Origin of the sequence: Micromonospora inaquosa, from assembly GCF_003857055.1 — a bacterium.
Taxonomy (GTDB): Bacteria; Actinomycetota; Actinomycetes; order Mycobacteriales; family Micromonosporaceae; genus Micromonospora; species Micromonospora inaquosa.
The window spans coordinates 1-19,928 of sequence record NZ_QGSZ01000339.1 but is presented as its reverse complement, the minus strand read 5'-3'; the positions used below and the strand labels follow the sequence as shown (position 1 = coordinate 19,928).

Below are 19,928 nucleotides of genomic sequence, written 5' to 3'. Positions count from 1 at the left end.
CAGCCATGGCGGTCATGATGCTGGTCGCCGTCGGAATGTACGTCGTCACGACGGTCGCACCGGCAGCCGCGGCCACCACTGCCGGCTGCGGCAAGGCGCCCGGGCTGAACAGCGGAACCCACACCATCCAGAGCAGCGGGAAGAGCCGCAGCTTCATCCTTCGGTTGCCTGACAACTACAACAACACCTATGCCCACCGGTTGGCCTTCGGGTTCCACTGGTTGGGCGGCACCGCCAGTCAGGTCGCGTCGGGCGGAACCGACGGGGCCGCGTGGGCCTACTACGGCATGCTCTCGCAGGCGAACAACAGCACGATCTTCGTCGCCCCGCAGGGCCTCAACAACGGTTGGGGCAACTCCAACGGTGAGGACGTGACCTTCACCGACGACATGATCCGCGTGATCGACAACGCCCTCTGCGTCGACACCACGCAACGTTTCTCGGTCGGCTTCAGCTACGGCGGCGCGATGAGCTACTCGTTGGCGTGTTCCCGGCCGACGGTGTTCCGTGCGGTCGCCGCAATCGCGGCCCCGGGGGCGATCAGCGGGTGCAGCGGCGGCACCCAGCCCGTCGCCTACCTGGGCATTCACGGTATCAACGACAACATCCCCAGCGGACGGTCGCTGCGCGACAGGTTCGTCCGGAACAACGGATGCGCTGCGCAGAACCCGCCGGAGCCGAGGGCTGGCAGCCTCACCCACATCACCACCGCGTACTCCTGCCAGCCCGGATATCCGGTGGTCTGGGCCGCGTTCGACGGTGGCCACCAGCAAGGTCCGGTGGACGGGTGTGCCGGCTGTGAGAGCGGCGCGCGGAGCTGGGTCAAGCAGGAGGTGTGGCGGTTCTTCACCCAGTTCGGGTCTGACGTGCCGCCCACCACTCCCCCGCCAACGACCCCGCCGCCGGCCGGCCAGCAGAACGTGCTGATCGCCGGTGGCCAGTCCGGCCGGTGCATCGACATCCCCAACTCCAGCACCAGCAACGGCGCCCGCCCGCAACTGTGGGACTGTCACGGTGGCACCAACCAGCGGTGGACCCACACCGCCAACCGCGCCCTGACCGTCTACGGCAACAAGTGCCTGGACGCCAGCGGGGCGGGGAGCAGCAACGGCACCGCGGTGATCATCTGGGACTGCAACGGCCAGTCCAACCAGCAGTGGAACCTGAACTCGAACGGCACCATCACCGGAGCCCAATCGGGGCTGTGCCTCGACGCCATCGGTTCCGGCACCGCCAATGGGACGCAGCTTCACCTCTGGGCCTGCCACGGCGGCGCCAACCAGCAGTGGAGCACCCGCAACTAGTACGGCACCAGGCACGCCCGCCACGTCGGAGACGCGCCGCTCGGGTTCTGTCCCGGGCGGCGCGTTGCCGTCTCTCGACGCGGGCGGCAGAGACCGAGCGCGCGGACGGGTAGCACCATAGGCACGGCCACCCTTTGCTCTGCACCCGCCCGCGCACCACGCACGGTCCGTAACTGGCGCTTGGGCGGGTGCAGAGCAAGGGGTGGGTCGCCGGGCGGCGGGCTGTGGCCAGCGCGGCCTCGGGCCACCGGGGCTGTGGCCAGCGCGGCCTCGGGCCACCGGGCTGCGCAGTCGAGCGGTCGAACAGTCTCTGCCTGGCATTGTGATCTTCAGGAGCCCCGAAGAGGTGCTGTCCGTCCGGTTCGGCCCGCCAACCTGGGGGTAGGGCCACATGCTAGAAGGCGGTCGAGGTGAGAAGGGGAACCCGACGGGCCGAGCGCGGCGCACCCCGCACGCCTTCGTCGGCGGCGTTCATCGTGCACGCGGTGGCGCTGCTGGTCGGGTACGTGTTCCTGGCACCCCCGTCGTCATCGGAAGGAGGACGTCATGGTGGACCGGATCGCCGACCCGTGGGGTGAGCGGACCCCGTACGGGCCGGGACAGGAGTGGCCGGTGCGGGTGGACCGGTACCTGGCCGACGGCCGGACCGACGCCGACGTGGACCGGTGGGTCCAGTCGGCGTCGGTGCTGCACTCCAACGGCGACGCGCTGGACATCGGCGTCGCTGACGGGCGGATCGTCGGGGTACGCGGCCGGGCGGTGGACCGGATCAACCGGGGTCGGGTCGACCCGAAGGATCTGTACGGCTGGCAGGCCAACCACAGCCCGGACCGGTTGACCCGACCGCTGGTCCGCGAAGGCGATCGCCTGGTCGAGACGGACTGGGACACCGCGATGGGCCGGATCGTGGCCCGGTCGAAGGAACTCCTCGACGGGCCGGGTGGGTGGGGACACTTCGGCTTCTACACCAGCGGGCAACTGTTCCTGGAGGAGTACTACACGCTGGCAATGATCGGCAAGGCCGGTCTGGGTACGCCGCACATGGATGGCAACACCCGGCTCTGCACGGCCACCGCGGCGGCGGCGATGAAGGCGAGCTTCGGCACCGACGGGCAGCCCGGCTCGTACACCGACGTGGACCACTGCGACGCGATCGCGCTGTGGGGTCACAACGTCGCCGAGACGCAGACGGTGTTGTGGATGCGGATGCTGGACCGACGCCGTGGCCCCAACCCGCCGGCGATGCTGGCGGTGGACCCGCGCGCCACCCCCGTCGCCCGGGAGGCCGATCTGCACCTGGCGGTGCGCAACGGCACCAACATTGCCCTGATGAACGGCCTGCTCCGGGAGATCATCCGGCGCGGCTGGTACGACCACGACTACGTCGACGCGCACACCCTCGGTTTCGACGAGCTGTGCCGGATCGTCGACGCCTACCCGCCGCAGCGGGTCGCCGACATCTGTGAGGTGCCCGCCGTCGATGTGGAGCGTGCCGCCGAACTACTCGGCACCTCGCAGCGGTTGCTGTCGACCGTGTTGCAAGGGTTCTACCAGTCGAACCAGGCCACCGCCGCCGCCTGCGCCGTCAACAACCTGCACCTGATCCGGGGCATGATCGGCCGGCCGGGTGCCGGGATCTACCAGATGAACGGCCAGCCCACCGCCCAGAACAACCGTGAGACCGGGGCCGACGGCGACCTGCCCGGCCTGCGCAACTGGGACAACGAGCGGCACGTCGAAGAGTTGGCGCGGCTGTGGAACGTGAACGTGGACATCATCCCGCACTGGGCGCCACCGACGCACGCCATGCAGATCTTCCGGTACGCCGAGCAGGGCTCGATCAAACTGCTCTGGATCTCCGCCACCAACCCGGCGGTCTCGCTGCCGGAGCTGCGGCGAATCCGGCAGATCCTGGCCCGGCCGGAGCTGTTCGTGGTGGTCCAGGATCTCTTCCTCACCGAGACCGCCGAGCTGGCCGATGTCGTGCTGCCCGCAGCCACGTGGGGCGAGAAGACCGGCACGTTCACCAGCGTCGACAGGACCGTGCACATCTCCGACAAGGCCGTCGACCCGCCTGGAGAGGCCCGCCCGGACCTGGACATCTTCCTCGACTACGCCCGCCGGATGGACTTCCGGGACCGCGACGGGCAGCCGCTGATCGACTGGAGCGGGCCGGAGGAGGTGTTCGAGGCGTGGAAGGAGTGTTCGCGGGGTCGGCCGTGCGACTACACCGGCATCACCTACGAGAAGCTGCGCGGCGGCTCCGGCATCCAGTGGCCCTGCACCGACGAGCATCCCGACGGCACCGAACGCCTCTACACCGACGGACACTTCCACACCGAACCCGACTACTGCGAGACGTACGGCCACGACCTCGCCACCGGTGCGGAGTTCACCGAACCGGAATACCGGGCCAAGGAACCGAACGGACGGGCGTTCCTGAAGAGCGTCGACTACCAACCCTCACCCGAAGTGCCCGACGACGGGCATCCGCTGCTGCTCACCACCGGACGCACCGTCTACCAGTTCCACACCCGTACCAAGACCGGACGCGCCCCGCAGCTCAACCAGGCGGCACCGGACGTGTGGGTGGAGCTGAATCCCGCCGACGCGGCCCGGTTCGGCATCGTCGAAGGTGACCTGGTCGGCGTCTCCTCGGCGCGCGGCGCCATCCAGGCCCGCGCCCGGCTCTGCGGCATCCGCCCGGGCGTCGTCTTCCTGCCGTTCCACTACGGCTACTTCGACCAGGACCCGGCCGACCGCACCGGACGGGCGGCGAACGAGCTGACCATCACCGCCTGGGACCCGGTGTCCAAACAGCCCCTCTTCAAAGTCGCCGCCGTCGCCGTGGCGAAACTCGCCGACGGGCGGGGCGTACCCTCGCCGGCACCGACGGTCGGCGGCAGCGCACCACCAGCGGACGCTGACGTGCCGCCCACAGTCGGTGGGCCGGCGGCCGAGGCCACCAGTGAGAAGGAGTGAGTCGTGCAACTCGCCCACTATCTCGGTCTCCTGCACCGGGCGCAGGTCAACCTGGCCGACGCGTTCCGGCAGGTCGCCGAAGCGCACGCCGAGGAACCCGACATCGAGCACCTCTGCCAGCAGCAGGCGAAGCGCTGCGACGGCTACGCCGAACAGCTGCGCCCGTTCGCGGTCCGCTACTCGGAGGACGCCCCCGACGAACCCGACCGGCTGCACTCGCAACTGTTCACCGGCACCCGCACCGGCGGCATCGGCCTCCTGCGTGACCTGCAGGACCTCTACCTGATGGCCGCCGAGTGTGACATCACCTGGACCGTCGTCGGCCAGGCCGCCCACGGCGCCCGCGACGAGGACCTGCTCGCTGTGGTGCGACGCTGCGAAGGAGAAACGGCGATCCAGCTCAAGTGGCTGCGTACCCGGATGAAGGCCGCCGCACCCCAGGCTCTCGTCGTCGCCGGCTGACCGCCCCGCTGGATCGGGCAGCCGGAACATCCGGGCGCTGACCGGGGCATGTCGAGCGGCACCAGGGCAATGCTCCCCGAACTGCCTTGCACACCCTCGCCCCGCACCGCCGGGCCGGGCCGGCGGCTACTCCTCCGGTACGCGCGGGCCGACCTCGCCCCGCCTGAGGTGCTCCGCGTTGCGCTCGGCCTCACTGTCGGCGTGCGCAGCCCCGGACCCCGGATCCGTCGTTCGACGCCCCTCGGCGTCCTGATACACCGCGCCGGTTTCGAGGGCTCTCTCCTGCTGACTCTGCTCAGGCGTAGTCATGGGTTCCCACCTACCCTCCGGCTCCACCAGCAAACGGTCCGGCCGGGAGCGCTGGGGGCCTTGGCCCTCCGTGCGGCAATGGCTCAGGGGGCAGCGGCTCAGTGGCCACGGAACGCCTCCTCCAACCACCAGGAGCCGCGCGCGGCGCAGACCTTGGCGTCGATCACCAGCGGCCGGGTACGGGGACCAGCGAGCCAGCGGTGTACCGGTTCGAGATCGTCGACGGTCCGGACGGTCAACCCGTCACAGCCGTAACCGCGGGCGATGGCGGCCAGGTCGGTCTCGGGGAAGGTGACCGTCTCCAACGGATGCCCGTCCGGGCCGAAGTGGTGCACCTCGGCGCCGTACGCCGCGTCGTCGTAGATCACCACGAGCAGGGGTAGCGCCAGCCGGACGGCGGTGACCAGTTCGGTCGCGGACATGCCGAAGCCACCGTCGCCGAGCGCGGCGACGGTGAGCCGGTCCGGTCGGGCGACCGCCGCGCCGAGCGCACTGGCCAGGCCGAGCCCGACCGACTGAAAGGCCTGGGTGAAACAGAATCCGGCCACGTCCGGCACGTCGAGCCACATTGACGGGTAACCCATGAAGTTGCCCGAGTCGACCACCACCGTGCGGTCGGGCGGCAGCAGGTCGTCCAGGGCCGCCGAGAGGGTCCTCGGGTCGATCGTCGTCGCGTCACTCTCGTCCCGGTACGGAACCGTCCGCCACCGACCGTTGTCGCGAATTCGTCGGGCCAGCTCCGGCGTACGCCAGTCGCCGGCCACAGACGCCGTGGAGTGACCGTCCAGTCGACCGAGGACCGCCTCGGCGACCGCCGCCACCTCACCGGCCACCGCCAGGTCGACCGGGCGGTTCACCCCGAACGCGGCCGGGTCGCGATCCACCTGGACGACGACGGCGGAGGGCGGGATCAGCTCGCCGTGTCGGGTGGTCCACATGTTCAGCGTGCTTCCCCACGCGACGACCAGGTCGGCCTCGCCGATCAGCTCGGCGGCGAGCGGGGTGGCGAAGCCGCCGGCCACGTCGAGGTTCCACGGGTTCCCGGCGAACAGTCCCTTCGCCGCGGCGGAGACCGCGAGCAGCGCGCCGCACGCGTCGGCGAGCCGGGTCAGCGGGTCGCGGGCCGCCCGGGCACCCCGACCCGCGATGAAGACCGGGCGGCGTGCGGCCTGGATCGCGGCCAGCAACGGCTCGACCTGCGGTGCCGCGACCGGGGTCGGCGCGACCTCGGGGATCGGGCCGGACCACGGTTCGGCCACGGTGTGCTGCACCTCCAACGGCAGGCCCAGCACCACCGTCGCGCCCCGGGCAGCGGCCCGGTACGCCGCGGCCGAGTCCTCGGCCGCGTGCGTCGCGCGTACCCGATGGAAGTCGGCCCCGACCGCGGCGGCGAGCGCCGGCAGGTCGATGAAGAAGTTCGACCGCGGCGCGGTCGCCTCCGGGGCCAGGACCACCAGCGGGGTACGGCTCTTCGCCGCCTCGGTGAGACCGGTCAGCGCGTTGGTGACTCCCGGACCCTGGTGCACCGAGAGCAGACCCACCGCCCCACAGGTACGGGCGTACCCGTCGGCCATGCTCGCCGCGCCACCCTCGTGGGCCGCCGCCACGAACCGGGCACCGGCCGCGACAAGCGCGTTCGTGACGTGGAAATTGCCGCTGCCGACCACCCCGAAGACGTGCCGTGCGCCGTGCCCGTGCAGAACCCGCCCGACCACCTCGGCTACCCGCATCGGTGTCCCGGCCTAGCGTTCGACCAGCGCGAGGACCCGGCACGGGCTGCCGGAGCCGGAGACGATCGGCAGCGGGCCGGCGATCACCACCGCGCCGGTCGCCGGCAACCGCGCGAGGTTACGGAGCTGGGTCAGGCCGTACTTGTCCTGGCCGAGCAGGAACGAGTGGCACGGGAACGGCGGGTCGAACGATTGCGCGGCGCCCGCGTCGGTGCCGACCGTCTCCACCCCGACGCCCTGGATGGGCGACTCCTCGGCCAGCCAGCGGGCGCACTCCACGGAAATGCCCGGGGTACGCCCAGCGTTGGCGTATCGCTCCGGGTCGTCGCCGTACGCGTCCCAGCCGGTGCGGTAGAGCAGCCAACCACCGGTGGGCAGTGCCCCGTGTTCCGCCTCCCACGCCCTGACGTGCTCCACCTCAAGCAGGAAGTCGGGGTTGTCGGCGGCGTCGGCGGAGTGGTCGATCACCACCGCCGGCGCGATCAACTGACTCACCGGGACCTGCGACACGTCGGCGCCCTGTTGACCGCTGACCCAGTGCACCGGGGCGTCGAAGTGGGTGCCGGTGTGCTCGCCGGTGGAGAAGTTGTTCCAGTACCAGGCCGGACCACGGTCGTCGTACCGGCTGATCTCGCTGAGCCGGAACGGCCAGGTCTGGCCGAACTGCTCGGGCAGACCCAGGATCGGGGTCTGGTCCGACAGCGGAGCGGTGAGGTCGACAACCTGGATCCGGCCGCTGGAAAGAGCGGCGACAAACTCCTGCAGCACCGTCATGCGGCGACGGTACACCCGACCTTGCTCCACGATGGACCATCGATCGATACCGCCTGGCGTGTTGCCGTCGAACGCGCGGCTGCGACCGTCGACAGACCCGTGGGGGCGGGCGCGTCGCCTGCCCCCACCGGTGCAACCGCTCCCAATTCAGCCATCCTGGACGATCTCGTCAAGTCTCCGGCCAGCGACGAACTTCCACATCAGACGCAGCGCGGACCCATGTCGTCGACGAACGCACCGTCACCGGATGCGACTCCGTGAGGGCATCGCTACTATGGGTCAGCAGCTCAGAGGAAGGGGTCGTGCCCGCGTGCGAAGTCCCGTCAACGGAACCGCGCCGACGTCCGCGCCTGGCCGATCCACGCCGTTTGCCGGCGACCGGTTGCGCAGGCTCGCCCGGCGGGTGGTGCTGATCGCGCTCGCCGTCGGGACCGGTTTCGTGGTGGCCGCCCTGTTTCAGGGGCCGGCCGCCGCCGACGGGATGCGCGCGGGGTCCGACGCTGAGCCGCGTCGGGACATCGTCGGTCTGGTCGAGCCGGTCGTGCGCCTCACGGTCGCGGAGCGCCCCAGCGAGGCGCGCCAGCGAGCCGCCGCCCGCCCCAGCGAAAAGCGCCATCGAGCCGCCGGTGCCGCCGACCGCCCCAGCGAAAGGCTCCGCGAGTCGTTGGTGAAGTCCATCGGTGACGTCGTCGCCGACCCGACACCCCCGGCGGGGCGTCGACACTCGACAGGCGCGTCGCCCGCAGCAGTCCCGCTGCCCCGGCTCGACGCATCCGCCCCAGCCGACGCGGCCGAGCCCGAGAGGCTCCGGCCGGCTTCCCCGGCACGCGCGGCTCACCGCGCCGACCGGTCGCGACCGGCCGCTGAATCACCGCGACAGCCAGCCACCGCCGTCCCCGACCCGCCCGTGGTGCACGTACCAGGCGATTCGCCGGTGGTGGGCCTGATCACCGCCCCACTGCCGTACATCGTCGACATCGTGCGTGCGGTGCCGATCCCGCCAGTCGTCACGGCGCTCCTGCACGTCGTCGATGCCGTGCTACCACCGGCTCTCGACACGGTGATCGTTCCGGCGGCGACACCTCCGCCGTCCGCTCCGCCAGCGCTCGGGCCGGCCACGGTTCCGGTGACCGACCTGGCTCCCGTACCGACAGTGTCGACGCCACCGGCGGATCCGGCGCTGGCTCCCGTACCCGCCGCGGCGCTGCCCACCCCGGTGGCCGCGCCACCGCCGATCTTCGTCGTCGGCCCCGTGCGTCCCACGGCCCCCACGGCGCACCTCGCCGTAGCCCCGGGACCGGTCGTCGCGGGGGCTGCGTTTTCGGGCCGACCTGTCGCGCCCGTCGATCAGGACGCCGCCGGTGTCGACGATCGATCGAAGCCCGGGCCGGGGCTGGTCTGGCCGGTGGACCGGCAGTCGCACCTCAGCGCCGCACAGCCGTGCGACCTCGTGGCGCTTCTCATCGACAGCAACACTCCGTCTGCGATCGCCCGCCCGGGCTGAGGCGGGTCGACCGACCCCGGTAGCTGGCCCGCACGGCCTGTGCCACCGCTGGCCGGTCGATCAGTGCCCGCGCCCGTCCGTTGTGACGGTGCCGCCGGGCAGTGCCTACCCGTCTGTCGCGCACGACCGCCACGACCAACCCGTGAATGTTCCGGGATCGGTGGCCGTCGGAACGCGTACCTGAGATCGGAGAAGACGTGGTGATCCACGTTGTCGTCGCCGAGGACATGGGTTTGCTCCGCGGGGCGCTCTGCGCCGCGCTGTCACGCGAGGAGGATATGGAGGTGGTCGCCGACGTGGACGGTGTCGGCGAGCTGTTGACGGTGGTCCGGCGGTGCCGACCCCAGGTGGTGGTGCTGGCACTGACGCCGGAACTGCCTGACCCGGTGGAGGTGGTCGCCCGGATCGACGTCGAGGCACCGGACGCCGCCGTGCTGGCGATGAGCCCGCGGTGGAGCCCGGCCCTGGTCGAGGCGGCGCTGGCAGCCGGCGCGCGCGGCCTGGTCGGGAAGGACAGCTCACTAGCCGAGTTGGTGCGGGCGATCCGCGCGCTCGCGGCCGGGGATCGGGCGATCGACCCGGCCGCGGCGGTGGCGGCGTTGAGTCCGGTGGAGATGCCGTTGACGCCTCGGGAGATGGACGTGCTGCGGATGGCGGCCGAGGGTCTGCCCCTGAAGGAGATCGCCGTCCGTCTGTACCTGGCACACGGGACGGTGCGCAATCACCTGTCGGTGATTCTGCGCAAGACCGGGGCTCGCAACCGGTTGGAGGCGGTGTCGCGCGCGCGGCGTAACGGCTGGCTGTAGCCGTCGGGGGCGGGTCCGGTGGAGATGTTCGGGCCCGCCCCCGTCGCCGTGCGGACCCAGCGGATGCGTGTTTGAATATTGACGTTGAGTGATCATTATCGGAGTACGGGAAGGTCATCGTGATCCGTACCCTGCTCGCCTTGGACGGTGCGCTGGTTCTGGGCGCGTTGTCGTTCGTCCTCGCCGCCCAGGAGGACATCCGTGTCGTGGCGGAGGTGGATCGCGGCGACGAGGTCTCCGCGGCCGTCCGCGCCCAACGCCCCGACGTGATGGTGGCCGACCTTGACTTCGTCGAGGGAATCGATCCCAGCCGCCTCGGCCTGTGCCCCGTCCTGGTACTGACACACCCGCATCGGGCGCGGCGACTGCGCGGCTTACTCTGCCCGTCCCGGGCGGTCGGCATCCTGCGCAGTGACGCCGCCCCCCAGCGGGTCATCGACGGGATCCGCCGGCTCGCCCGCCGGGAGCCCGTGCTGGACGCGGATCTCGTCGTCGCGGCGCTGCGCTCGGATGGCCCGCTGACCGGCCGCGAGACGGAGGTGTTGAGGCTGACGGCCGCAGGGGCGCCGGTCGCTGAGGTGGCGGTGTCGCTGGGGCTCAGCCGTGGCACCGTGCGTAACCATCTCGGTCGGATCGCCCGCAAGGTGGGCGCCCGCACCCGGGTGGAGGCCGTGCGGATGGCGGGCGAGGCAGGCTGGATCTGACCGGCACCGTCGGCGCGGATCCCCGATGTTTCAGCCCGGCCGCGCCGACGCCGCCCGGGACGACACCACCGAGTCGTCGTCCCAGCAGCCGACGAGCGCCCGGTAGGTGGCTGAGCGGGCCAACAACTGCTCGTGCGTCCCCACCACGGGCTCGCCGCCGTCGAGGACCAGCACCCGATCGGCTCGCAGCGCGGAACTGATCCGGTGTGCGATCACCACGAGGCTGCCGGACCGCTGGGCGAAGGCGGCCTCGACCGTCGCTTCCAGCGCCGGGTCCAGGTGACAGGTCGCCTCGTCGAGGAGCACCAGCGGGGCAGGTGCCAGCCAGGCCCGGACCGCAGCGATGAGCTGCCGTTCGCCGGCGGAGAGCAGGGCCGGCGCGACCGGCGCGCCCAGGCCACCCAGCCGGGTCGCCAGAGGACGCGCGCCGAGCGCGTCGAGGGCGACCTCCAGCGTCTGTTCGTCGGCGTCCGGCCGGAGGTAGCGGAGGTTGTCGGCGAGAGTGCCGGTGAAGACGTACGCCTCCTGGGGCACCAGCACGCGCATCCGGGCGAGGACGGCCGGATCGACCTCGGCTACCGTTGCGCCGGCCAGGTGGACCGTGCCCGCCTGCGGCGGCACCAGACCGGCCATCAGGGCGGCCAGCGTGGATTTGCCCGCACCGCTCGGGCCCACCACGGCGAGATGGTCCCGGTCGGCCAGTGTCAGCGAGAAGTTCTGCAGCACGGGCCGGGCGCGCGGGCCGTAGCTGAAGGTCAGCCCGCGGACCTCGACGGCTGGCGAACGGCCGGCAGGACCGGTGGGCGGCCGGACGGCGGGGGCGGACGGGCGCTGGTGGTCGGATTCCGGATAGGTGCGCAGGATGTTCTCCAGGGTGACCGCGTAGCGCAGCCCGCCGCCGCCGAGGCCCTGCACCAGGGTGTGCAGGGCGGGTTGCAGCCCGGTGGAGACGTAGATCAGCGCGCCGAGCACCGCGCCGGCGGTGAGCCCACGCTCGACCAACCACGGGGCGGCCACCATCAGCACCAGCAGTGGCAGCCAGCCGCCGATGCCGAGGCTGAGACTGCGGATGGCCGCCATCCGGGCGAGCCTGCGTTCGGCGGCGGCCTGCGCCGACACCCAGCGTTCCACGTCGGCCGTCACGCGGGCCTGGGCGCCGCAGGCCAGCACGTCGCGGTGACCGGCCAGCGCGGTCACCGCCGACTGGCCGAGCTGCTCACCGGCGCGGACGTAGGCGCGCTGGTGGGTGACCATCGCGGGCAGTGCGGCGAGGAACACGACCAGACCGGCGAGCAGCGGCGCGGCGGCCAGCGCCGCCACCACCGGTGCCAGGGCGAGCAGGCCGAGCAGGGCGGCGCCGGCGGAGAAGAGGAAACCGCGGGTCACCATCAGCAGACCGGCGAAGGTGTCGCGGACGATCTCCATCTGGTGGGTCAGCCGGGTCACGGCGGCGCTGTCCGGGCGACCGTCTGCCCGGGTGGCGTCGCGTAGCGCGCCCCGGACCACCTGGGCGGCCACCTCGTCGCGGAACGGCTCGACCACCGCGCCGAGGCTCCGGTACGTCCGCCCGGTGGCCGCCGCGCCGACCAGCACGGCTACGCCGAGGACCCCCAACCAGGCCAGGCCGTTGACGAGACGTCCGGCCAGAAAACCCTCGTCGACGGCGCGGGCGACCAGATAGCCGGCGAGCAGCGCGGGCAGCGACTCGACAAGCGACCAGCCGCCGAGCGCGGCGAGCTCCCGCCGGCGGGCCCGCAGCGCCCGCCAGGTCACCCGGCGTACGCCGAAACGGCTCACGACCCACCGCCGGCCGGCTGGAAGACAGCACGGTAGTCCGGGTCGGCCCAGAGTCGCCGGTGCGGTGCCAGGCCGCGCAGCCGACCGCCGTCCAGCCAGGCGACGAGGTCGGCCGCCGCGGCCGCCGCGGTCCGGTGGGTGACCACCAGTCGGGTACGCTCCCCGGCCCGCCCGAGAACCGCAGCGGTGATCCGGTGTTCGGTCGCGGTGTCGAGGCTGGACGTCGCGTCGTCCAGGATGAGCAGCCGCTCGGCGGCGAACGCGCGGGCCAGGCCGAGGCGTTGGGTCTCGCCACCGGAGAGCGGCGTGTCCACCAGCGGCGTGCGGTAACCGCCGGGCAGACGGTCGATCACGTCGGCGACCGCCGCCAGGCGAGCCGCCCGCAGCACCGCCGGCGTGGCCGGGCTCCGATCGGCTGGCGGCGCCGCCGAGTCGACCGGCAGCGCCAAACCGATCGCGTCGTGGACGGTCGCGCCGATCAGCACCGGACGGTCGAAGGCGTAGCCGACGGCTCGGCGCAGCGCCGCCGCGTCGAGGTCCCGCAGCGGCACACCGTCCAGGCGCACCTCACCGCGGTCGGGGTCGTACAGCCGTCCCGCCACGGCCGCCAGGGTCGACTTGCCGGCACCGGACGCTCCGACGACGGCCACGGTGGCGCCGGCCGGCACGTCCAGGTCGATGCCGTCCAGGATGGGCCGGCCGTCGTCGGCGTGCACGCACACCCCCCGCAGTCGCAGGGCGCCGCCGCCGGGTGGAAGCCGCCGGTCGCCGGCCGGCGTGGCGGGCTGCGTCAGCAGCTCGGCGACCCGCTGCGTTCCCGCGCGGCTGCGCACCAGGTGGTTCAGGGTGGCGAGCACCGCGCCGAGGCCGGCGCCCATGGCCGCGTACCGGACGGCGGCGACCAGTTCACCCGGCGTGAGCCAGCCTGCGGTCAGGGCGTACCCGCCGACCGCGATGACGCTCAGGTTCAGCAGCGGCGCCACGGCCGAGGTGCGGGCACTCGCCCGGGCCAGCAGTTCCCAGGTGCGCCGGCCGTGCTGGTCCAGCTCCGGCAGGGCGGCCAGCACCCGGTCCTCCTCGCGCTGGGTGGTGCCGGCGGCGGCGATGGTGCGGGCACCGGTCAACGACTCCAGCAGTCGCCCGGCGATGGTGCCGAGCACCCGTTGGTAACCGGCGGTCGCGGCCGAGGCGTCGGCCACGAAGGCGCGCATGAGGACGGCGAGCAGGCCGAGACCGACGAGCAGGGTGACACCGAGGGCCGGTTCCAGGATGGCGAGCGCGACGACGCTACCGAGCGGCGGAAGCACCGCCACGGTGGCCAGGACCACGGCGTTGCCGGCCTGTCCGGCGTCGGCGGCCTGGCCGACCAACCGGCCTACGAGGTCACCCACCGGGTGCCGGCGGGTGGCGCGGACGTCCAACGCGAAGAGGTGACGCAGCAGGCGCCGACGCAGTCCGGCGGTGGCGCGGGCCGCACCGAACCCGCTGGCCAGGTCCGTCAGGGTGTCGACGCAGATGAGGATGACGACCAGGCCGCAGGCCGACACCGCCCACCAGCCGGAACCGTCACCGAGAGCGGCGTCGACGGCGCGGCCGAGGGCCGCGGGTAACAACAGTTCGGCGGCCGCGCCGAGCAGCGCGACCGCGGCGAGTACGGCGGTCCAGCCGCCGCCCGCCAGGACCGTCTGCCGGAGCAGCCTGTCCCCCATGGCGAACGTCGGCATCGGTCCTCCCGTTGGTACACGGTTGCCCTGGGTGGGCACGTCTACCCACCCAGGGCCCCACGTGTGCGTGGATCAGTTGCAGGTCGTGACGGAGAGCGAGCTGTCGCCGCAGAGCAGCAGGCTCGCCCGGCTACCGCCACCAGTGCGGTCGGCCGGAGCCATCTCCAGGCCCTGGAGGTCCAGAAGTGCCATGTCGTTCACCTCCCTTCCATCCGTTCGCCGATCAGGTCACCCTCGCTGTGGCAAGGGGGTCTCTGCGCGCCCGGCAGGGGCGCGAGGAAGGGCAGCACCGGCGGCTGGTCGTGCCGCGCGCTGGCCAGCGCGTACAGCACGCCGGCGGTGCCGGTGCCGAAGTCCATGGAGAGCCGCAGCAACTGCTCGCCGGGGAACGCGGTCCCCTCCCGGTACGGCAGCGCGTGCCAGGCCAGCCGATCCAGTTGCGCGTCGAGTTCGCGGCGGTCGGCCTCGTCGGTGGAGGCGGCGAGGTAGGCGATGATGCCGGCCCGGCCGGTGAAGAGCCCGGACTGCGCGTAGAACGGTGAGCGCGCCGCGCGGCGGATCCCCGCGCTCGCCTTGGTGAACTGGTCGTCGGCCCGGTGGCGCAGGTACTGGTCGAGGACCAGCCCGATGCCGACGCTGCCGTGCGCCAGGTAGGGCATGGTGCGCCAGCCCTCATTGACCTCCAGGGCACCGTCCGGGCGCAGCACACACCGGCGCAGGTCCTGACGCAATGCCGTGGCGGCATGTCCCAACAGCTCGTCGTCGCCGCTGAGCTCGTAGAGCCGCAACAGCATCAGCGCCGGTCCGGTCCGGCCCCGCAGCAGCCCGGCGTACGGGTTGCGTCCGCCGCTGATGTCCGGGCCCGGGTCGTCGGCGAGCCGCCCGATCACCTGGTCGGCGACCCGCCAGGCTGCGGCCCGCAACGAGGCCTCCCCGGTACGCGCGGCCAGCTCGGCCAGGTTGAGCGCTATGCCGGACAGTCCGCTGGCCAGGCTGTGGTCGAGCCCGTCCAGGGGTTCCCGCAGGCAGATGTCGAGAACGTCCAGCGCGTCCTGCCGGCGTCCGAGGTGAACGAGTGCGTAGGCGACACCGTGCAGCCCGTCGTAGAAGCCGCAGCGGGTGCCGGACGGGGGCGCTGTGGCCCGCCGCACCAGCCAGTCCTCGTGTTCGGGCCACCGGCCGGCACCGCTCTTGTCGAGCGCGTAGAGCACTCCCGCCGCCCCGTGGGCGAGGTTGAGGCCGCCACTGCGGAACTGCTCGATGTCACCGGGAAAGAGCCGGTCGTCGCGTTCGGGAGTGGCGCTGGCCAGGATCGCCGTCGTCAGCCGGTCCCGCGTGGTGGGCCAGTCGTCCGCGTCCGGAACCCCTCGCGGGTCCGCGGTGACCGGCGGGTCGCAGGTGATCTCCTCGACCGCCGGATCGAGGAAGGATCTCGGCACCGGGAAGTTCGCGGCGATGATGTCGGCCAGGTGAGCGACCTTCGCCGGGGCGAGCCGGACCAGCTGGGTCAGGGGTAGGAACAGCGCCAACCGCAGGCACGCCAGGGCGTACCGGTCGACCGCCGGCCCGGTCCGGTCCCTCGGTGCCGCGAAGCCCTGGTTGCGCAGCCCGGGTCGGCGGTGCCCGGCGATCGGGGCGGCCACCTCGAAGTCGACCAGGGCGACCTGGTCGTCCGGCCGGATCATGATGTTGAACAGGTGCAGGTCACCGTAGACCAGGCCGCGCTCGTGGATCGCCGCGATGACGGCTTCGACCTGTTCGTAGGTCTGGCGGGCCCATCGGGCGTACGCCGCCCGGTCGGCGTCCGTGGCGTCGGCGTCGATCAGCGGGTAGCGGTCGACCAGCACCTTGTTCAGTGGTCGGCCTTCGATGAACTCGAGCGCGAGGAACCGGTGTTCGCCGAGGACGAACTCGTCGTGCACCCGAGGCACCTGCGGCAGGTCGGCGAGTTGCCGCAGAGCCTGCGCCTCGCGGGTCAGCCGGGCGACGGCGTCGGTGCCGTCGGCGTCCAGGCCGGCGTGCGGCCGGGCTTCCTTCAGCACCACCTCGGTGTCGGTACGCAGGTCCCTGCCCACGTACAGTCCGCCGCCGTTCGAGAAGTGGATCACTCGCTCGATCCGGTACGGCACCTCGTTGGTGCTGGTGTCGTTGCGGGCGGCCAGGTGCGGGCCGAGGAAGTCGGGCAGGGTGATCCAGGCCGGCACGTGAAAGACGGGTTCACGGCGGTCCGGCACCAGCGCGCCGGAGTCGTCCTCGATCGCCGGCACCACCTGACCGTCGGGAGAGTGGCAGTAGCGGGCGGCGAAGCCGCCGTAGCGTACGTGGACCGGGCCGGCGCCGTAGCGGAGATCACTGAGGATGTACGGTCCGGGCTCGCCGGTGAGCAGTTCGTCGAGCTCCTTGCAGGCCAGTTCCAGCTCCGCGTCGTCGCGGGGGTAGACCGTGATGAACTTGCCGCTGGCGGCCCGCGCTGCGTACTTGGAGTTGCGCAGCAGCAGCGTGCGTGGCCCGCGTAGGAACTTGAAGGACAGGCCGCGGGGAACGCAGTAGTTCCAGACCGCGTCCAGCACCCGCTCGGCGTTCGCCATACCTGCCGAAACGTGGATCTTCCAGCCCTGCTGCGGCAGCGAGCCGCCGTCGGGCGCGTAGATCAGCCAGTCGTCGAGCGGTTCACGGCGCCAGCCGGGCGGCACCGGCCGGTCGGCGGCCGGGAAGACGGGCTGCGCGACGGCGCTGCCGAGCGAGTCGTAGAACAGCCGGTCCGCGGCGCAGTAGCTGTCGTAGCGTTCGTCCACCGTCCCGCCGCCCCTCGAACTCGGCCGGCTCTTGTTCCGGCGTTGAATCGAGTCTCATCGACAGGCGTTGCTGGCTCCAGTGCGCTTAGTCACGACGTTCGATGCGGGGCGCACAGGTACTCATGACATTAGTCAGGCTCGCACGGCCGCGGTCGGGTCGGGCCGCGACATGGGCCGGGTGCCCCCACGTCGACGGCACGACACTGTTGATCTCGGCGCTGGCGTGCTGACGGTGGCGGGTCGGCGTCTAGGCTTCCTGGGTGGCCGATGCTGAGCTGGTGACGAATGACGAGCGGCTGCGTCGTATCGAGGCGATCACCGACGCGGCCCTGTCGGGGCTGAACATCGCCGAGTTGCTCGACGAGCTGCTCGAACGGGTCCGGGATCTACTCAAGGTCGACACCGCGACCATCCTGCTGCTGGACGACCACACCGACGAGCTCGTCGCGACAGCGGCCAAGGGCTTGGAGGAGGAGGTACGGCGCGGTTTCCGCATTCGGGTCGGGCGCGGTTTCGCCGGCCGGGTGGCCTCGACACGCGCGCCGGTCACGATCTATAACGTTGGGCCGGACGACGTCGTCAATCCCATCCTGCTCGCCAAGGGCATTCGTGTCCTACTGGGCGTGCCCATGCTCCTCAACGGCAACCTCATCGGCGTACTACACGTCGGCTCCCTGGCCCTGCGGCGGTTCGGTTCCGACGACGTGCAGCTGTTGCAGCTTGTCGCCGATCGCGCCAGCCTCGCGGGGCAGGCCCGAGCGCAGGTCCTCGACCGGCAGGCGGCGCTGGCTCTGCAACACAGCCTGTTACCGGGCCGGTTACCCGACGTCCCCGGCCTGGACCTGGCCGCCCGGTACATACCCGGCCACGACCTGGGCATCGGCGGCGACTGGTACGACGTGTTCACGTTGCCCTCGGGGTGGCTGGGCGCGGTCATCGGCGACGTCTCCGGCCACGGGCTGCCATCTGCCGTCGTCATGGGGCGCATCCGCAGCGCGCTACGCGCCTATGCCCTCGATTCGGACGATCCCGCCCAGGCACTGACCTCCCTCGACCGCAAGATCCACCATTTCGAGGCGGGCACCCTCACCACCGCTGTCTACGCCCTGATCACACCCGACCGGGCGCAGGTGTATCTCTCCTCCGCGGGCCATCTTCCACCGCTGCTGGCTGTTCCCGGCCAGCCGACCCAGCCCGTCAGCCTGACGGTGGACCGGCCACTCGGTGTGGGCCGACCAGTGAACAATCGCCGCACCACAGTGCTGGACCTACCGCCGGGCGCGGCGCTCGTCCTCTACACCGACGGGCTGGTCGAACGCCGCAGGGAACTGATCGACACCGGGATCGAGCGCCTCGCCGCCGCCGTGCGGTCCGGGCCGGCCGAGGCGTTGTGCGACCACATCATGGCCACCACGGCTGAGGAACACCCGAACGACGACATTGCCCTGCTGGTCATCCGCCGTCGACCGGCATCGGCCTGAAGCCCTCTTGGGCAGCTGATTTGGAATGGCTTGCCGCCAGGCCGAGCTTTATTTGATCTTGTTCGTCCGAAGGAACTCGATCCTTGGCGCCCGGATCCGTAACAGGTCCGAAACTACCGGTTGAAAACCCGGGAATTTTCTGCCAGCCTGAGAGCCATCGATCAGTGTGAACGTTAACAAGATCCTTCCGCACTGGAGGCGCCTCACGCAACCGTCAGGCCCACCCACCGGCCAGGTGACCACGTCCACCACCCAACGAGACCAGCGCCCGCAGCCATATCCCGGCGGGCGGCCGGCCCCACCCATCGCAACGCTCCACCCGCTGGTCAGGTGCTCCGAGCGGACTCGCATCCGGGCGGACGCCTGAGATCAGTCCCGGCCCGCTCGGGCGGACTGAGCATCGTGGCCACCGTCATCCGAGCGGGGCCACCCCACTCGAACAGCGACAGAGCTTCCCCTATCCCACCACCGGAGGATCAGCATGCCTTCCCGGACCCGTCCCACCGGGCCTACCCGACTACGCACGTTCGCTATTTCCGGAACAGCCGCGATAATTTTGACCCTGGTCGTGTCGCTGCTACCCAACCTGGCCCAGGCCGCCGAGACGACCCTCGGCGCCGCCGCGGCCCAGTCCGGCCGGTACTTCGGTGCCGCGGTCGCAGCGAACAAGCTCAGCGACGGCGCCTACACGACGATCCTGAACCGCGAGTTCAACAGCATCACCCCCGAGAACGAAATGAAGATCGACGCGACCGAGCCGCAGCAGAACAACTTCACGTTCGGCAACGCGGACCGGATCGTCAACCACGCCCTCTCCCGGGGGTGGAAGGTCCGGGGCCACACCTTGGCCTGGTACTCGCAGCAGCCGGGCTGGATGCAGGGCATGGAGGGCAGCGCGCTACGCAGCGCGATGCTGAACCACGTGACCCGGGTGGCCAGCTACTACCGGGGCAAGATCTACTCGTGGGATGTGGTGAACGAGGCGTTCGAGGACGGCAACAGCGGCGCCCGTCGCAACTCGAACCTGCAGCGCACCGGCAACGACTGGATCGAGGCGGCGTTCCGCGCCGCCGACGCGGCCGACCCGGACGCGAAGCTCTGCTACAACGACTACAACACCGACAACTGGACCTGGGCCAAGACCCAGGCCGTGTACAACATGGTGCGCGACTTCAAGTCTCGTGGGGTGCCGATCGACTGCGTCGGGTTCCAGTCCCACTTCAACGCCAACTCGCCGTACAACAGCAACTACCGCACGACGCTCTCCAGCTTTGCCGCCCTCGGGGTGGACGTGCAGATCACCGAGCTGGACATCGAGGGCTCCGGCACGAGCCAGGCCAACACCTACCGCAACGTGGTCAACGACTGCCTTGCTGTGGCCCGCTGCAACGGGGTCACCGTGTGGGGCGTTCGGGACTGCGACTCGTGGCGCTCCGGCGGCACTCCGCTGCTCTTCGAGTGCAACGGCAACAAGAAGGCCGCCTACACGGCCACCCTCGAGGCCCTGAACAGCGCCACCCCCACTAACCCGCCCACCGACCCGCCCACGAACCCGC

At 71.4% G+C, this 19,928-nt stretch carries 15 protein-coding genes; 8 read left to right on the top strand and 7 right to left on the bottom strand.

Translation table 11 applies throughout. The features are described 5' to 3' along the window. Positions 1–5: 5 nt before the first annotated feature. The 3 genes from DLJ59_RS30935 (at position 6) to DLJ59_RS30925 (ending at position 4,748) form a co-directional block, all read left to right on the top strand. Positions 6–1,304 (top strand): ricin-type beta-trefoil lectin domain protein, encoded by a 1,299-nt coding sequence (locus DLJ59_RS30935; protein ID WP_208648891.1) that lies wholly within the window; start codon positions 6–8, stop codon positions 1,302–1,304. A 546-nt stretch (positions 1,305–1,850) separates the two neighbouring features. Beyond that, positions 1,851–4,286, top strand: a complete 2,436-nt coding sequence (locus DLJ59_RS30930; RefSeq protein WP_124777188.1) for a molybdopterin oxidoreductase family protein — start codon at positions 1,851–1,853, stop codon at positions 4,284–4,286. A gap of 3 nt (positions 4,287–4,289) precedes the next feature. Then, positions 4,290–4,748, top strand: coding sequence for a hypothetical protein (locus tag DLJ59_RS30925; RefSeq protein WP_124777185.1), 459 nt, complete (start codon positions 4,290–4,292; stop codon positions 4,746–4,748). Positions 4,749–4,874: 126 nt separating this feature from the next. Here DLJ59_RS30925 and DLJ59_RS30920 read toward each other — a convergent pair whose 3' ends face one another. The 3 genes from DLJ59_RS30920 to DLJ59_RS30910 all read right to left on the bottom strand — a co-directional run bounded on the left by DLJ59_RS30920 (position 4,875) and on the right by DLJ59_RS30910 (position 7,561). Beyond that, complete coding sequence (locus DLJ59_RS30920; protein WP_124777181.1) at positions 4,875–5,057, bottom strand: ribonuclease; 183 nt, start codon at positions 5,055–5,057, stop codon at positions 4,875–4,877. Positions 5,058–5,155: 98 nt separating this feature from the next. Then, positions 5,156–6,787 carry a thiamine pyrophosphate-binding protein gene (locus DLJ59_RS30915; RefSeq protein WP_124777178.1) on the bottom strand — a complete coding sequence of 544 codons (1,632 nt, stop codon included), beginning with the start codon at positions 6,785–6,787 and terminating at the stop codon, positions 5,156–5,158. Between the two features lie 12 nt (positions 6,788–6,799). Then, a complete protein-coding gene (locus DLJ59_RS30910) occupies positions 6,800–7,561 on the bottom strand; it encodes a cyclase family protein (protein WP_124777175.1) in 762 nt (253 codons plus the stop codon). A 310-nt stretch (positions 7,562–7,871) separates the two neighbouring features. On the opposite strand from DLJ59_RS30910, the gene DLJ59_RS30905 reads away from it, so the two are divergent. The 3 genes from DLJ59_RS30905 (at position 7,872) to DLJ59_RS30895 (ending at position 10,575) form a co-directional block, all read left to right on the top strand. Then, positions 7,872–9,065, top strand: a complete 1,194-nt coding sequence (locus DLJ59_RS30905; RefSeq protein WP_124777173.1) for a hypothetical protein — start codon at positions 7,872–7,874, stop codon at positions 9,063–9,065. A gap of 200 nt (positions 9,066–9,265) precedes the next feature. Further along, complete coding sequence (locus tag DLJ59_RS30900; protein ID WP_244236315.1) at positions 9,266–9,871, top strand: response regulator transcription factor; 606 nt, start codon at positions 9,266–9,268, stop codon at positions 9,869–9,871. A 119-nt stretch (positions 9,872–9,990) separates the two neighbouring features. After that, positions 9,991–10,575 (top strand): response regulator transcription factor, encoded by a 585-nt coding sequence (locus DLJ59_RS30895; RefSeq protein ID WP_124777168.1) that lies wholly within the window; start codon positions 9,991–9,993, stop codon positions 10,573–10,575. A gap of 30 nt (positions 10,576–10,605) precedes the next feature. Here the strand turns inward: DLJ59_RS30895 and DLJ59_RS30890 are convergent, their stop codons facing one another. The 4 genes from DLJ59_RS30890 to lanKC all read right to left on the bottom strand — a co-directional run bounded on the left by DLJ59_RS30890 (position 10,606) and on the right by lanKC (position 16,891). Then, positions 10,606–12,372 (bottom strand): ATP-binding cassette domain-containing protein, encoded by a 1,767-nt coding sequence (locus DLJ59_RS30890; RefSeq protein WP_124777166.1) that lies wholly within the window; start codon positions 12,370–12,372, stop codon positions 10,606–10,608. Next, a complete protein-coding gene (locus DLJ59_RS30885) occupies positions 12,369–14,096 on the bottom strand; it encodes an ABC transporter ATP-binding protein (RefSeq protein WP_124777163.1) in 1,728 nt (575 codons plus the stop codon). The genes DLJ59_RS30890 and DLJ59_RS30885 overlap by 4 nt, the downstream gene beginning before the upstream one ends. Positions 14,097–14,168: 72 nt before the next feature. After that, positions 14,169–14,288 (bottom strand): SapB/AmfS family lanthipeptide, encoded by a 120-nt coding sequence (locus tag DLJ59_RS30880; protein WP_013734295.1) that lies wholly within the window; start codon positions 14,286–14,288, stop codon positions 14,169–14,171. 5 nt (positions 14,289–14,293) lie between these two features. After that, entirely contained in the window at positions 14,294–16,891 is a 2,598-nt protein-coding gene (lanKC, locus tag DLJ59_RS30875) for a class III lanthionine synthetase LanKC (RefSeq protein WP_124777159.1), read from the bottom strand. A 260-nt stretch (positions 16,892–17,151) separates the two neighbouring features. Here lanKC and DLJ59_RS30870 point away from each other — a divergent pair, with 260 nt between their 5' ends. After that, entirely contained in the window at positions 17,152–18,372 is a 1,221-nt protein-coding gene (locus tag DLJ59_RS30870; protein WP_124777156.1) for a PP2C family protein-serine/threonine phosphatase, read from the top strand. 481 nt (positions 18,373–18,853) lie between these two features. Beyond that, on the top strand, positions 18,854–19,928 hold a 1,075-nt coding region (locus DLJ59_RS30865), incomplete at its 3' end, for a glycoside hydrolase family 10 protein (protein WP_244236314.1).